The organism is Bartonella sp. CL63NXGY (genome assembly GCF_042194905.1).
Classification (GTDB): domain Bacteria; phylum Pseudomonadota; class Alphaproteobacteria; order Rhizobiales; family Rhizobiaceae; genus Bartonella.
This window is the reverse complement of sequence record NZ_JBHINK010000011.1, coordinates 41,211-57,711: the sequence shown is the minus strand read 5'-3', so window position 1 is coordinate 57,711 and position 16,501 is coordinate 41,211. Positions and strand designations below refer to the sequence as shown.

The following is a 16,501-nucleotide window of genomic DNA, read 5'->3' as shown; positions in this document are numbered from 1 at the left end:
TTCAACGCATTCTCTTCAAATATTTTTCTTGCTTTGCTCCAAAACCATTATTGCGGCTATACTAATTCATCAAAACGCTATAAACTCAAACCTTACGATAATATCGAAACTTCCATATTTGTTCTGTCTATTTCGCTTTACCGATTTTATCTTTGCCTATTTTATCACCAGTACGTCTTCAACAGAAAACAACAATGCTCTCACGAAAACTTCGGCCACAAAAACTATCTGCCGACAAAAACCCGCAGCCTATCTTGCAGCATATAAAAACGTAAGCCCATTAAAAATTTCAGCATTTTACCGATAGCAGCATTTTACCCTCCATAACCGTATGGCTCTCTCTGCACCTAAACCTGTATACCTTCTTGGCGTCCCATAAGATGGCACCCTACAAGATCAGTTTGCACCCATTCAAAAAGACACCCCCTCTCCCATGCTCTTTCCGCACACATGCAGTATTTCGCATAAAACACAAAAAGAATGCTCTTTTGAACAGATCAGCCATACAGCAATATAAAAAAAGACATCTTAAAATAGCTAAACAGCCATCAATCTTCCTTTTTTAAGTTATCATTCGCTTTTCTTTGCAATGAACGACTATATAAGATTTTTTGAACCTTTTCAAGAGTTTCTTAGCCAATCAGTTCGATACGTTTTCAATCGCATATTCACGCGCTTGTTTTAAAGAAACATCTCTTAAGTGCACCCAAGCCTATTTCGCGCCGCGGCCCATGAATGGTATAATGATAAATCTTCCATGACATGTATAAAATCCATTGAGCACTTTCATCTTTACGCTTAATAAAAGAAGCAAGCCAGCACCATCACATATTGTTCTAACCCCTTATGTTCTGATACCCTTGGCACTTGAGATGGTTCATAAAAGCGTGGCCTTTCTTGTACAATTTCTCTGCGCATGGGAGCTCCCTGCTTGTAACTGCAAAAGACATTGTTTTGGTTAATTCACCACGAAACAAATTTGGAATGAAAAAAATTCCAGTATTCAGGGCTCTAATTCAAGTTGAATAACGATAGATTATCATTATAAATCAAAATATTATCCAATGCATAATGCTTCATGCTCCCCCACATTGATATTTTCAGAATTTCCACAGTATCTTCCTATAGATTATTTCGCTCCATAAAACAGTTTGCTCTTAATATCGCGACTTTACATGCGCTACTAGTATAAAAACAGAGAAACAATCATTTTATAATCAAGGTACAATTTTTGTTACGAACTTTCTCTCGTTTTTAACCTTTTAAATGCGGCTCTTCTCTTTCATAATCATCACATTTCAAATCTATTCCATGTTGAATAAATTAACATCACTTGCTTGCACATCACAAACAACGCCCTGATGTGTTGATAAAATACGCTGAAAGAAAAATGCCTCTTATGAACCTTAGCAAATGCCAAGAACTATAATAAATATTGGAAGCAAGCGTACGATGATTGTGACTTGCTCTTTCATAAGTATAAAGATGATAGCATTCTACAGATTTTTATATTATTCAAAGTTTATATTATTTCACGAGAGCTTTACTGTTATACTAGTTACATTTACCGTTATACCATTTACGAATGTCATCGTAAAATGTCTGTCGTGTGCGTTGAGAGATGTTTCTTTAAAACAAGTACATAAATATGCAATACTAATATACAACATAAGTATATTTCGTTTGGAACGTTCTTTACTTTTGTGTAAAACATGCCCCATTAGAACAGCATTAACCAATCTTGCTATGAGATAAACGATCAAAAAACATTTTTGTCTTCCTCCGCTCACCTTAAAGAACCAAGATCTTAACTCCATCTGCTCTGTACGCAGTCCGAATTTTTGTCAAACGATCTTCTCTTGACTTCCACTCTTGTGATTCACTTAAACGAAAGGCTCAACAAATAAACCTACGAATATTCATCGCACACTAAAAAATACTTAAACGTTCCAAGAAAACTTATATGCCTTATATTACCGTTATAAATGACAGTGCTTTATAGCATAACAGGATAAAAAAAGTTTTCAGCAACACAAAACTTACAAAATCAATCAATAGTCCTTTTAAAGCTTTCTTTTTTAGGATTCACAATACTCCCACTCCTTAAGCTTTTATAAAAAAGGAACGATTTATAAGCTTGCCGAATATGTTGTATCAGCATATATTACAGATATGTAACATATTGTTATTCATAAAATCACCTCAAAAAGAACAGAAAGAGGTTTTTATGGCTGATCTCGTAAAAGCCGCTATGCTTTACTCAACCTTGATTATCACCATCAATGCTTTTGTTGTTATTTTAGTTCTCGTAATAGAAATATACTAAGCATACTCTCTTGGCTTATTGTAATTTGCGCAAATAAGCATCTTAATTTCACATAAGATCAAAGAAAAATTTTAATTCTACAGATAAACCACACACCCAATTTCAAACATCACTTGCAACTATTTGAGTGTAAACTCTGCTTTTTGTATGCATTTTTAACCATCAGTGTCCGTCTTTTCACACTATCTTGAATCTCAACTTCATTCCCACCTTAAAAAACGAAATTTTCTACCAGATCCGATCTGTAAATCATTTGTCTCCTTATTGAGTAAGTTCCTCTTGCTTCCCCCCTTCAGGGCATATCACAATTTTAAAGGATAATATTTCATGAAGCTTATAATAAATCTATTGAAAACCATCTTTACCCTTATGAGAAAATAAACCAGCAGCATCACACACTTTTCCAACCCCAAATGTTGCAACAATCTTTAGCACTTGAGATCGTTCATAAGAGGCATTTTTACTTCTTTCTTCAACAGTTTTTATCCACACGGCTCTCCATGCTTGTAACGTGCAAGCAGATGGTTTTAATTGATTCAACCTAGAACAGATTTGGAATAAGAGAATCTTACTATATTCGAGATCCTTATTCAGTATAAAATAATTAAATTATTTTTATAAATAAAAGTGTTATTCAAAAAAATATTCATCACACACTCGAGAACAAAAAACACCTCATACGTAAATTTTTATATGAGCTCCACCGCTCAACATGATAATATCACGACACAATCAAGATAAAAAAATAACAAGGGAAACCCTTGCAAACTCAGAAAAGAGAGGGGAAAAATAAAAAGGTGTGGAAGGCGCTCAATTCCTCACAAATCCGGCAAAACCGTCCTAGCAAAACTGCCTCACATCTTAACTAATGTTATAATATTCTCAAATCAAAAGCAATTTTTTAAAATAGTTTGAGAAAAACATTTGAGTATGAAACGATAATAATTACATTCAGAATGTTTTTCTCTTTATTAAAACAGAGAAAAGTAATTTCCAAACAAATGTTTCCTCCCAATTTTTCCGAAATTAGCCGCAACGCTTAAAGACGATCTTAGTGTGATGAAACATTTATTTGTGATAAAGGCAAAAAAACACCCCAAAGATAGATTTAATCTCATATTTTAAATACATGTAACCAAAACATTAAAAAATTAGTAGTAACACGTAACAACTCATTGGGAGGAAATACTATCTACAATTGAAAGCACTTTTGGGCTGAACAAATGACAGTATAGCATCCGTTTACACAAAGAGTACAGATCGTAAACGACTAATTCTTGAAGCCATAAAAAGACTCTCTAAAAGTTAGAGAGATCATAAAAAACGCAATAGAATCAAGAACTAAACAATTCCTTACTTATTGAACTGTATGTTTTTAATGAATGCCAAACATAAGTTCCATATATGCTTGTCTGGCATGTTGGCAATTTTTAGATTTCTCCATAGAAGATTGATCCAGCTTTTCACATTTTTTTGCCCACTCTTCGAGTAATGTTTTATCTTTCTTAAATTCCGCTACGCTGTAAGTTTTTTCGCAACCAGCAACGACAAATCCAGTACAAACCAGCAATGCTATAATAATGGCTTTATTCATGATTTAATTCCCTTCCTTTTTCTCTTCAGTTTTTTTCTCGTCATCATGTACAAAGCTCGAACCAGGCCAATCTCGGGCATGAACTTCACGATACGCTTTATCTACGTTTTTACAATTTTGAGAATCTAAATCCCCTGATATCATGCATTTCATTGCCCATTGCTCGAGTAATTTTGGATCTTTCTTAAACTCTGCTATGCTATAAGTTTTTTCACAACCAGCAACGACAAGTCCAGTACAAAGCAGCAATGCTATAATAATGGCTTTATTCATCAATAAATTCCCCTTTTTCAAATTTACAAAGTTTAGGACACAATTTAGCACCCGATTAAAATTGTACATTCGGTTCATTGTGCATTTTCAAAAATTTTAAAATCCACTTCTGTGCGCGATTTTTCCCAATCTATGATGATAAATCGCGTACAAAGAAAAATACCGCTATCAATATATTTTTATGATTTAATTATTGTCCTGCTGTTTTTCAGTTTCATTCCCCTTTTTGCTACTTTCACGAAGTTCCTTTGCAAGATTTCTATAATGCTCTTGAAAAAGTTCCATATCGGCTTGCATGACATTTTGACAATTCTTGGTTGCAAAAGCAGAGGGGCCCATTTTATCGCATTTCTTTCCCCATTCTTGCATCAATTTTTTATCTTTCTTAAATTCTGCTACGCTATAAGTTTTTTCACAACCAGAAACGACAAGTCCCACGCAAAGCAGCAGCGCTGTTATAATGATCTTGTTCATGATTTAACCCCTCTCTTTGTTTTATATTTTATTAACAATATCTTTGGATTCACATCCCCTCCTATATTGTGACCTTGCGTCTACGTTCCTTTGCAAATACGTACACTTCCAACACAAACATGTTAAATCATGAAAACTGCCTTTCATTTATCAGACTTGCATTTGTAACATTATCTGCACGGCAGCTCTTTGTATTTGAAGTGTTAAAACTTCAGCAAAAATTCTGATATCTTGACACTCTCAAAAAGCTTTTTAATCATTTCTTTTCCTTCAAGAACCTCTTGGTAACGAGAAGCAGCACGATATCTTACCCAAAATTCGTCATGCCTATATCCATTGCAAATTCCCTGCAAACGAAAAAATACACCTTTTAATCAACAGATTGCGCTCTTATCATTTCTAAACCACCGGAAAAGAAAGAAAGCTTTAAGTCCCCCCTGTACTTTTTAAAAGCCAATAGAAATGCTAAAAAAGCGATCTTATACATTCCAATTGAAGAAAAAAGCCTATTGCCTTGCGTATCATTACAACTGGCATTAACTATTTAAGACTATAAAATCATATAAATGTAAGAAATATTGTCTATAATATGCTCAATGACTTCTTTTGTTTATTAGGAAAACTTATAGCGCGTCAATATCAGTAAATTTTACTTATTTTTATCCCCCCCCCTTTATAAACATGAATATAATTTAATAAAACGGATTGCTGCATAACAGAAAAAAATAATCAACGCTACTCTTAATTACATTATTTACGCATGTATTAAGTACAATAAACAAAAAAATAACCTGATGTTTAAAATCATTATCAAGATAATTTTTATGGAAGAATAAACTTATCTACTCATCTAGCGGATAAGATCACAAGTAGTATGATGATTATCACATTTATAGGGAAAAATTTGAAACGGAGAATTTTTCGCAAACTCATAGCTCTTTCATGCGATGATACAGAACCTTATGAGAAACAACTTGAATGAAGCAACCATCGTGAAAAAGGAAGAGCACTTTTATTATTAACTTCGTATAAAAACAATCGATATCATCTCTAGAAAAAGCACTCAAACCAACGAAATTATCGTATCATTTTTTACACTTTTCCGTATTTTTGTGAAAGCAATTCGCGGACCTCATCAGCTATTTTAGTTCCACGACTTGCACAACTGACCTTAATCAACCGATGCAAACTTTCTGGTATATCAATCGTGAGGCGCTTCATACCTCCACTCATGCTCCCTTTGTGGCTTCCTACCCATGCATCCGCTGTTAAAGGAATTGATTTATTCGTTGGTTTTGTGCCAATTTTAATTTTTTTATTCATCGCGCTAACTCCTTGATTTCGGCTGCAACCGCTTCAATCTCTGCTGCTGCTGGTCCTTGCTTATCAACTTCATAAACCGCCTTCCCCTGTGCTGCTGCTTCTGCAAAAATCACGCGCTGCGCAACGCTAGAAGAAAGAACATGCACAGGGTATATGCCAAGAGCTTCGTTCACATCACGCCCTATCGCTGTATTGACTATTTTACGATTAATAACAAAAGCAGATTTGAGATTTTCTTTATAAACACGTGCTTCGTCAATCAGCTTTACAATTCCATCCGCTGCCCAAATATCATAGGGACTAGGCAAAACAGGTATAAGCACCAAATCCGAAGCCATAAGAGCACTACGAGCAAGATCAGTTACACGCGGAGGACCATCGATAATAATATGATCATAACCATGACCAATCTGTGTAATCTCTTTGTGAACCGTTGCACGCGGTAAACCAATAACCGAAAACAAAGGTGCATCTTCACGCGCAGCAGCCCAATCCAATGCGCTTCCCTGTGGATCAACATCAATAAGCAATACCCGTGCACCGGTACGGGCAAAACTGGCCGCAAGATTAACACTCAACGTCGTTTTTCCGACACCTCCCTTTTGATTCAAAAGTCCAATAATCATTTATTACGCCTTTCAGCATTATCGTTTTTACGATTATACAGAAAGTAATAAAAGAAACAAGCATCCAATACGTGCAAAATAACCATTTCTCCTATTTTTAGGATAAATAACAATAGCCCGCAATTTTTTATAATATTCTTTTAGCATGAGCAAAAACATTATGAAGATGATATTCTTGAAAAGAACAAAATAAATTTAAAAGAGGCATGCTCTTCTTCCCCCTCCCTAAAACGAAGATTCTTAAATCCATGTCGATCTGTAAACAATGCGCTGTAAATGATCCAGCTTCTTATTTTGCGCCGGCCTTTTGGGCTTCTCCCTTCATGCTATCCACTTAATGCAACTCTACAAACAAGCTCCACTCTGAATATACAACAAACTATAAGGAGAATTCATTGTTTTGCACGTTGAATGAGAGAGCCGAAATCAGGAAGATTCTCTCATTTCATGCCTCTTATATTAAATTAATCAAAATCATATCTCTTGTACGTACAAGCAGGGCTGGCGTGTGGGCAAGAACTGTACAAAAAAGGATTTAAAATGCTTCTTATGCAGAATCTCCAGTACCAAGAACTATTACAATATTGGGGGCTGGCAAATATAATAGGTGCCGACTTCCTTCTTCATAAGCGTAAAAAGGGTGGTGATCCATGAATTTTATACTCTTTGACGCTCGACAGAGTAAAATGGGCTTAAGAGAAATAAGGGTGCCTCTAGCAAGCGCGTAAACAAGCAACACAATGAAATGTCTATGTTTAGTAAACACTATAGATTATTCATAAAGACCAAACATCCGTCTTTCATAAATCGCATAACGAACATGTTGCGGAGTGAGATATTTTGCATCTTATAGCTCATTTTTCCCAAATAGATTTTCTCGACAAAAAGAATATTTTTGTTAAGATGCCACTGAAAAACTTACCTTCATTATGTTCTTTCTATATACCAGACCAGAGGGTATCGTGAAGATCATGCAATTGGGAATAAACAAAAATGAATTTACAACAAATTGAACCTGATATTTTTATCAGCGCCCAACTTAGCATAGAAAATATCAAAACATTGGCACAAGCTGGTTTTAAAACAATTATCTGTAACCGCCCCGATCACGAAGAGCTCCATCAACCTGACTTTTCTAGCATTAAAACGGTCGCAAATGAATATGGCATAAAAGCCTATCACATTCCCATTTCTCCTCCAACTATAGAAAAGTCAGCTGTTGAAGCCATGCAAACAATTTTAAAAACAGCCTCTCTGCCTCTTCTTGCCTATTGTCATCACGGATCACGCTCGCTGCATCTTTATCGTTTAGCGCGTCTTTAAACAGAGGTTTCGCACACTTCCTCCTCGCCTTAAAAGACGAAAATTCTTAAATACACATCGATTTGTAAAAAACAATCTGTCAATAATCTTTGTCTTGCGCCTTTCCCTTGGCTTGCCACTTCATAAAACTCTACAAGCAAGCTTTGCTCCTCAATATACAACAAGCATGCACACCCGACGCCATAAAAATGCGTGAAAATTCATATGATGATCAAAGAAAATTATTTTCACCTCACTTTTTATCACTGCTCCACCTTTTTTTCTCTTCCTTTACCAATACGAGCTCATTCGTACGCCACAGACACCTAAAACGACAGTAAAACCACTAAGAAAACCCCATATTCCGAATAAAAGGCGTGCAGAGTATTTTATAAAAAAAGCCGTAAGCCATAATCTATGATTAACTACAACATATTGATTTATAACAATTAATTATTTTGCACGTTGAATGATAAATCCTAATACCGTAAGATTCTCTCAAACCTATTTATAGTGAAGCAATCAAAAGCGTGTTTCTTGCATGTCACAAGCAGGAAGTATTCGTGTGAAATAAAACGAGTTAAGAACAAACTCTCATAAACGCTCTCAAATAGCCAAGACTGTACAAAACTGAAGGCTTGTCAATATAACGGATGGTGTCGGATTGCTCTTTTATTAGGCATAAAGATGATAGCGCTCAACGAAGCTTGCACGATACCATTCATGAGTGCCATCATGAAAATGAATATGGGAAGCGTTGAGAGATATTTCTTCAAAAGAAGCGCATAAATTAGCAAAACAAGGATATTCCAGCATTTTATTTTACCTGTGGGGCGTGATATCCTATTCAAAGAACAACAAAAGCCTGAAGCTGTTATTTTCATGATTTAAGAGATATTGCTCTGGACCCTTTTGAAAGTAGCAAAGCCGAATTTAAAAAAGACTGTCATCTGGACTGATTTTCCCCTTTATAACTTCATATTTTTTCCCAATAAGGCTGTAAACCGGTTTCAGAGATTACGCAAATGGATAATGCAATAGGGCTCTCCTCATCTAGCATACAAAAGCTGTAACAGTAGAGAGAGCATTAAAGCGCCTTAATCCTTATCTCAAACATACTGCTCGCGTTGAGGAACACTAAAGAAAAAGTTTTATAAGAAAAACAACACCATAAAGTCACGAATAGACCGAACATAGATTGGAAAGATGTTCTAACTTTTATCCAATATTTCTATCAAAAAACAACAAAACATTATTGGCTTTGTGTTTTCATATCCTTACAAGACTGTCTTTCCTTTTCATTATAGGCGTTACATTTGTGAAAGACAAAGGAAATATATGGATAGTTTTTAACTTGAAAATCTGAAAGATTGACGTGTTACGACACCAAAATTGTGCCTTTATCCATCAAAAGCATTAGAAATTTTGAAACAAATACACCTGCTTTCTCGCAATGATTTCTTTTATCTACAATCAATCGCAGTCTCCTTAATATGCATTCCCCATCACAATATACAAGAGAAACGAAACTTAAAGCATTTTCCAGCAGCTTCATTCTCGTTTACGTGATTGGTTAGCACGAAAACTGCTGCTAAGCACTAAATCTCCTTCACAAGACTCGACAAACAAAACTTTTGTAAAAATATTCATTACATAATACAAAATATCACATGCGTAAGGTTACACGAACCAACTCTCATCATAAACGATGATACGGCATAAATGACATAATAAGCCAAATTAGAAAAAAGAAACAATAAACTTTTAAAATAAAAAAAGTCATCAATTAAATTTTATCAAACTATAAGCTTAAAATCGCAAGAAGTTTTAAAAACAGCCTTTCTCCTTCTTCACGTCTATTATTGCTAAATAGGCTGGTTGCTTATTCTTTACTGCATCTTTTATGATGAGTTTTAACGTATCAGAAAGAAACAAGCAGTAAAGTTTTGAATGACAACAAAAACCATAAAGTTAACTTTGAAAAAAATGATGCCAAAATCAGATCTTCAGATATTCGATTCTCCCTCTCAACAACGGAAAAAACATATATTCCACGATGTTTTGGAATATATGTTTGTGATTATAATCACTTTAAGTGCTATTTTTACAGCTCTTCTCTCTTTTTCAGATCAGTTTAGGACATATTTTTAAAAGTAAGCAGCCTATCCAACGTTGATAATGGTTGTACTGTCTTTAAAATTTCTTTTGCTTTTTTTTCATCACGATGCATTTGCGCAATCAAAGGTTCAAGCCCATCAAATTTTTCTTGTCCTCGCAAAAACTGGAAAAAAGAAACGGTACAGCTTTCCCCATAAAGGTCGTCGTTAAAGTCAAACAAATAGGTTTCCAAAAGGGGAGCACCATCTTTAACAACCGTTGGACGACAACCAAAGCTTGCAACACCATCATACAAAACACCGTTCGCACGACGCAAACGTACCGCATAAACACCATGAGCCAAACGAACTTGGGGAGGTAACATTTGATTAGCGGTAGGAAATCCCAAAAGACGTCCAAGTTTTTCACCTTGAATAATATTGGAGCGTATCCGATAGTGATACCCTAATAAATGGGCTGCTTTGTCCACTTCCCCTTGTGAGAGAAGTTGCCGAATAAAACTAGAAGAAATGATCAAAGGTTGTGAATCTTGAGAACGAGAAACGCAAGAAACTTGCACAACCTCAAATCCATATTTCTCTCCCCTTTGGCAAAGAAGATGTACATTTCCGCTTTTCTGATGACCAAATTGAAAATTTTCGCCTGTCACCACAACTGAAACATCAAAAACTTCCTTTAAAAACGACTTGATAAATTCGTCCGCTGAAAGAGCGGCAAACTGTGCATCAAACGGCTGTTCAATCACGCAGTCAAAGCCAAGGGTTTTAAAAATTTCAGCTTTTTCAGCTGCCTCTGTCAAACGATAGACAGGAGCTGAATGTTGAAAAAAACTTCTTGGATGGGGTTCAAAGGTTAAAACAACTGCTGGTTTCTTTTTTATACGGGCGAAATCAAGCGCTTTTTGCAACACCACCTGATGTCCGCAATGAACACCATCAAAATTTCCAAGTGCCAACACTGCTCCCCGCCAAGCCGAGGGAAACATATGAATTCCCTGAAGACGCAAAAAATTAGTCATTACTGAAGTGCCCACATGATTGCTTGTGGTTTATAACCATGACGTTCAAGAAAAGAATGCAAAGCTTGCTTATCAACCACACCATTTTGCGTATAATCATAATGATGAATCCCCCCCATAATATAAAGGGCATCAAGACCAAAATGAGCCGCCCCCTTAATATCCGTTAAAAGACCATCACCAATAGCTAAAACTTGACTTTTTTCTACTGTTCCCCGTATTTTTTGAAGTTTTTCAAAGGCACATTCATAAATAGGCGCGTGAGGTTTTCCAGCAATGCGCACCTCCCCCCCTAATTGTTGATAAAGACGAGCCAATGCACCAGCGCACCAAAATTCTTTATTTCCATAATGGACAATCACATCTGGGTTCGCACAAATAAAAGGTAAATTCCGCGACCGCATGCGACGAAACATCTCCTCATAAGCAGAGGGTTCTTCGTCAAAATCTTCAAGAAAACCGCTACAGACGACAACAGAAGCCTCCCATTCTTCAACAAATTCACACTCTAACCCTTCAAACAGCACCAAATCATGCTGTGGACCAATGAAAAAAACTTTACGCGGAGCAGTCAGAATAAGATCGCGCGTTACATCCCCTGAAGTGATAATGGCATCATAATAGTCGCTATGAACATTCATACTTTGTAATTGAGCAGCAACATCTTCCCGTAGCCGAGGAGAATTGGTCAATAAAATGACAGTTTTTCCCATTTGTCGGATTTTATACAACGCCTTCAACGCTGGTTCAAATGCATGTACACCGTTATGCACAACACCCCACACATCACAAAAAACAGCATCATAATGCGCTATAATAGTCTCAATATGGGTAACTTCATTCATGGTGCACCTATCTCTATTTGTCATTTAAAGCTGTCTTTTACTTCAAAATTACTTACCGAAAGATAATACTTGTGTCATCTGCTTTCTCAAACCATATCCCAACTTTTTATCGTCTATAGAGATCATAAGAAATGATAAAATAACTAAGTTATCATTAAGTTGTGCAAAATTCTAAAATGCTTGATAGCAAAAGCTTATCATTCCCCAATGCTCATTTTTCTCATAAAAATTTTAATTCTAACAACAACGACGTTGGTAGAGTTTTTTATCTAAAATACTCAAATTCTTCACTGAGAAAATAAACGTATCCCCCTCTTAAAAACATGCATCATGAGAAAGCCCAATATATTTTCTCATTTCAAATCTGTTTATATTGAATCAATCAAAACTATTGACTTGCACATTATAAGCGGAGAGCCTACAGATAAAAACACGTAAAGAAAGAAAAAATAGCTCTTATGCTCCCTTTCAAAGGCAAAAACTGTCGTAATATTTTGAACTGGCCGAGAGTATATGCCGTCCGAGCATCTTTTTTTCAATATAGCTTTTATCCCATTCATAGAGGCTTTTACACTACACACTTTACGAAGCACCATTGTAAAATAGGCGCTAACATTGAGAAATATCTTCTTAAAAAAATGTGTGAATATACAACAATCAGATCTATAATGTTTTGAGTTTATTTTGCATGAGGGCTCTTTACTCATAAAAGCTTTCCCCTATCATCATGATATCTCAGACGCATCAAAACAAGCCATTTTGGTTATTGGTTAAGAGCAACACCGTAAGCGGTGCCTTGAGCTTAAAAACCAAGGTTTACCTTCGTAAAATGCATATCTGATGTCATGCGTTTAGTAAGCAAACCTTAAAAGTTTGAAAGGCAAACAACCTCTCATTTGGAAAAATCTGTCCGTCTCAAGAAAAACTATTTTTATTGCCAATCTCCTAAAATTACTTTATGAGTCAGAAAGTGTCTTGGTCGCATACGCAACGACCAATAGGGATTAAAAGCCTGAAAACTCAAACATGAATTGACCCCGCTTTGCGGATATCCCGGAATTCCGGGAGATTTTGCTATGTCCAAGTGCTTCTCAGCACTAAAAGCAAAATGCTGATTTGAGTTCAGTACTTTTAACTCCCGGAATACTCATGCGAGGGCGCTCGCAGCCGGTGGGGAAAAATGCAAGCTCCAAATCTTAATATTGATCTTTTTGTAGGCAAAAAGATTCGCTTTAGGCGAAAAATGCTAAAAATGTCTCAAAAAACATTAGGGCATTATTTAGGTGTCACTTTCCAACAAATCCAAAAGTATGAAAAAAGCTTAAATCGCGTGAGCGCAGGGCGTTTAAAGGAAATTTCCGATATTTTGAATGTTCCACTTGCCTTTTTTTACACTGATATCATCAAAAAAGACAACACCCCGTACCATTATGATGAAATCGCCTCGAGCAAAGAGGAATATTTGCTTTTAAAAAGTTTTAGAGTCCTCACATCTGTCAAGCAGAAAGCGATTTTAAACTTAATTTGTGATCAAAATTAAAACGCTTTAAAAGCATAGCTATAGGGTACTACACGCCCTATTCTTGGCTTTCTCCCCACACCTTCAAAGGATGCAACCCCCTTCTTAAACCGGTTGATGAATAATCCGCCTTCTCAAAAATAGCTCCTTCTCAGATTCCCATTTCATATGGTTCCTTTCACAAAATTATACAAGCAAGCCCTCCCTTGAATATTCATCACACTCTCTCATCAAAACACCCCATGTATAAAGTCTTATGTCTTATATCACCACACCCGCAAACGATAGCGTTTTACAGCACAACAGAATAAGCATTTATCCGTATTTAAAGGGGGCTACCTTTTCGCTATGGACGCTCTCTTTATTTTAGATGATGTGCATTAATATACCTGCTATAAAGACTTAGTATCTGTTATAAAGTTTTAAAGGCATATTTTTCCTCTAAAATCTCAATGCTACAGCAACTCTATCATAAGGCAACACATTGATTTATAATGAGTATTCATTATTTTACATGTTAAATGAGAATCCAGAATATCGTAAGATTCTTTCATTTCAAATCTGTTCCATGTTGAATCAACCAAAACTATATCTCTTGCAGGTTACAAGTGGGAAGAGGCGTATGGATAAAAACTATTAAGTAAGAATTAAAAATGCCTCTAATGAACCGTCTCAAGTACCAAGAGCTGTAAGCAACACCCACGAGCTGGCAAACTATGTGATGGTGCAAGGCTTACTCCGTTATGAAGCGTAAAGATGGGGGGCTCAATGGCTTTACCGTTATACCCTTTACGAACAGCGTCGCAAAATAGGCTTGGATACCTTGAGAGATATTTCTATAAGACAATGTATCTAGTTCTCTCATGATCATAATCCTCAATCTGATAAAGTTGAAACAAACAATAGGATTGCGAATATGATTTAGGGAGCTCATCTGAAAGATGAAAAATGATAAAAAATTCCGCTATAACAATTGAAGAAGCGAGCATTCGTTGAGCCGTAACTTCTTTATTTTAGAATTTTTATATCACACTTTACTGTTGAGATGCATGACCACGGTCTGTAACATCAAGCTTTGGCGAGAAAAACATTTCAGTATCTGCTTGTAAGACATTTTGACAGTTTTTAGATTCCTTAACAGCTTGTCCTGAAAAAAAAACACTTCATTCCCCATTCTTCTTTTAATTTTGCATCTTTTTTAAAATCTTCTACGCTATAGTTTTTTTCACACCCCACGACGAATAATAGAGCCGTGCATAATAAAATAATTTTTTTTCATTTTATCCCTCTTTAAATATCTTATCTGTTAATATCATCCCCCCAAATGAGGGTTGAATTTTCACACTGTATGAGAATACAGCCTCACTATCACTGACTTGCTTTCAAAGTGAACACTCTGAGTAAAATAACGCAAAGAAGAGCTCACAATAGCTATCATATGAGTTTGTCATAAAATACAATGAGAAGGGAAAGGGCCAAAACTGAACACAAATGACGAAATCAGAAGGCGCATTAATGCTTTTGTCCAACTGATTTCAAATAGTTACATTGCAATAGGCATCGCCCCTAGCCCTATAGAAAGCCTATGAGCATTATAATACTTAAGTCTCACGATCAATGGGTGACAAAGCCATAACAAAAAAGTATGAGCTCTTTTTACCTATTTGTATGTTGATTATTGTTCCCCCATCGAATGCTTAAATAGAAACGTTTTATGGTACATAGAAAACAATCAACAAGGCAAATCATTTTTACGAAGATTTCTTCGTGTAGAGTCTACTTGAAATCCATCCATCTTTTAGAAATCTGAATTTAGAAGCAGATAATTATGAAAGTTTTTCAAGGAATGCAACAGATTGATCACTTTTAAAGAAGTAAAAAACGTGATCCAATCCTGAAGATAAAATTCTGATGAAGAAAACTTTTGCTAGGAATTCTTTTAAGGCATTGTAAAATATTCTATCAGTTATATCAAACGTTATCCCATTTTGGGGGCTGTTCATTTTCCACTTTTTCAACTTCGCTCTAGAAATCCGTTTCTTGAGCGTTTTTTATCGTCTCACTTTCTCCTTCAAACACAAATACTCAAAAATGCTTTGCCACCAACAATGAAGTTTTCCTGCTTGTATAAAACACATAAGTAAAAATAGAAGAGCGATTTTGAGAGCAAACCTCCCTGAAAAAGGAAGTATCATCCATTTACTTCATAAACGAAAATAATCTCACGGTTTATTCAAATTTGCTCTATGGTTTGGTACAATTTTATTGATAAAGCTTTCTCTATAAAGATTTAAGTAAATATGTTCGTTAAAACCAATCACGGACTTGCAAAGGGGTTGTAAGATCCATTATCTCTCCGCCATTTTAAAGGTTCAGTGAAATCACTTGACCAAAGACCAATCTTGTTGCCACGTGCTTTTTCTTCCGCATGATGATACTGGGCTGGAATAGGATTTTTTCCCTCTTTTGAGAGTACCAACATACCTTCTGTAAGACCTGCCTCAGCTAAATCAACCCCTTGAACAAAACATTGCGCATAATAAACACCATTGTGCATCAAAGCCTGTTTACAGGATAAATCCTGCCCAAGTGTTTTGGTGACAAGCCAAGCCATTGTAACCACACCACAGGGCCATTCTTGATCATTTAATCTTGCTTTTTGACGGGGTGCACATGTGTCTACACCATAAAGATGAATATCACGGATGATATGTGATCGCCAAGATTGTGCAGAAGGCGTCAGTAATTTAAATGTAACCCCACTTGTAACAGAGGCCTTACCATGAAAAACAACAGCATTATTTGCAACATCGTTTAATGAAACACTCTTCTGCAAATCGAGAGCTGATTCATTTTTTTCTAATTGCTGTTTGGTGATAGATTTACCCAACTTTTTTTCTTCTCGATAGAGATCGACAATATCTTGTATATCTTGCGTCTCAAATGTTTTAAGAATGCTGAAATCCATTTTATCTTTATATTGGCTTAATCCCCACACTATGGAACCCATAATGTAAACAATAACAATCAATTTAAATAGCATTTCTTAACACGCTCGCTCAAAAAATTCATTGTTTTTCTAT

General features: G+C 35.8%; 12 protein-coding genes. 2 read left to right on the top strand and 10 right to left on the bottom strand.

What is annotated here, in order from left to right; all coding sequences use genetic code 11:
- Positions 1–2,671: 2,671 nt before the first annotated feature.
- The 6 genes from ACFIK0_RS06745 to parA all read right to left on the bottom strand — a co-directional run bounded on the left by ACFIK0_RS06745 (position 2,672) and on the right by parA (position 6,616).
- A complete protein-coding gene (locus tag ACFIK0_RS06745) occupies positions 2,672–2,818 on the bottom strand; it encodes a hypothetical protein (protein WP_375663689.1) in 147 nt (48 codons plus the stop codon).
- Positions 2,819–3,701: 883 nt separating this feature from the next.
- The gene (locus tag ACFIK0_RS06740) at positions 3,702–3,920 is read right to left on the bottom strand and encodes an EexN family lipoprotein (protein WP_375663688.1); all 219 of its coding nucleotides are present in this window, start codon (positions 3,918–3,920) and stop codon (positions 3,702–3,704) included.
- 3 nt (positions 3,921–3,923) lie between these two features.
- The gene (locus tag ACFIK0_RS06735; protein ID WP_375663687.1) at positions 3,924–4,193 is read right to left on the bottom strand and encodes an EexN family lipoprotein; all 270 of its coding nucleotides are present in this window, start codon (positions 4,191–4,193) and stop codon (positions 3,924–3,926) included.
- Positions 4,194–4,379: 186 nt separating this feature from the next.
- Positions 4,380–4,667 carry an EexN family lipoprotein gene (locus ACFIK0_RS06730; RefSeq protein WP_273790970.1) on the bottom strand — a complete coding sequence of 96 codons (288 nt, stop codon included), beginning with the start codon at positions 4,665–4,667 and terminating at the stop codon, positions 4,380–4,382.
- Positions 4,668–5,759: 1,092 nt separating this feature from the next.
- Positions 5,760–5,990, bottom strand: a complete 231-nt coding sequence (locus tag ACFIK0_RS06725; RefSeq protein ID WP_273790969.1) for a plasmid partition protein ParG — start codon at positions 5,988–5,990, stop codon at positions 5,760–5,762.
- Positions 5,987–6,616 (bottom strand): ParA family partition ATPase, encoded by a 630-nt coding sequence (gene parA, locus ACFIK0_RS06720; RefSeq protein WP_273790968.1) that lies wholly within the window; start codon positions 6,614–6,616, stop codon positions 5,987–5,989. Before parA ends, ACFIK0_RS06725 begins: the two co-directional genes overlap by 4 nt.
- Positions 6,617–7,609: 993 nt before the next feature.
- Here parA and ACFIK0_RS06715 point away from each other — a divergent pair.
- Entirely contained in the window at positions 7,610–7,939 is a 330-nt protein-coding gene (locus ACFIK0_RS06715) for a TIGR01244 family sulfur transferase (RefSeq protein WP_375610590.1), read from the top strand.
- Between the two features lie 2,113 nt (positions 7,940–10,052).
- On the opposite strand, the gene ACFIK0_RS06710 is transcribed toward ACFIK0_RS06715, so the two are convergent.
- Complete coding sequence (locus ACFIK0_RS06710; protein WP_273790966.1) at positions 10,053–11,054, bottom strand: bifunctional riboflavin kinase/FAD synthetase; 1,002 nt, start codon at positions 11,052–11,054, stop codon at positions 10,053–10,055.
- Complete coding sequence (locus ACFIK0_RS06705; protein ID WP_375660101.1) at positions 11,054–11,899, bottom strand: TIGR01459 family HAD-type hydrolase; 846 nt, start codon at positions 11,897–11,899, stop codon at positions 11,054–11,056. Before ACFIK0_RS06705 ends, ACFIK0_RS06710 begins: the two co-directional genes overlap by 1 nt.
- Before the next feature lie 1,180 nt (positions 11,900–13,079).
- On the opposite strand from ACFIK0_RS06705, the gene ACFIK0_RS06700 reads away from it, so the two are divergent.
- Complete coding sequence (locus ACFIK0_RS06700) at positions 13,080–13,439, top strand: helix-turn-helix domain-containing protein (RefSeq protein WP_375637740.1); 360 nt, start codon at positions 13,080–13,082, stop codon at positions 13,437–13,439.
- 1,113 nt (positions 13,440–14,552) lie between these two features.
- Here the strand turns inward: ACFIK0_RS06700 and ACFIK0_RS06695 are convergent.
- Entirely contained in the window at positions 14,553–14,654 is a 102-nt protein-coding gene (locus ACFIK0_RS06695; protein ID WP_375662725.1) for a hypothetical protein, read from the bottom strand.
- Positions 14,655–15,735: 1,081 nt separating this feature from the next.
- The gene (locus ACFIK0_RS06690; RefSeq protein WP_375654523.1) at positions 15,736–16,461 is read right to left on the bottom strand and encodes a hypothetical protein; all 726 of its coding nucleotides are present in this window, start codon (positions 16,459–16,461) and stop codon (positions 15,736–15,738) included.
- Positions 16,462–16,501 lie beyond the last annotated feature (40 nt).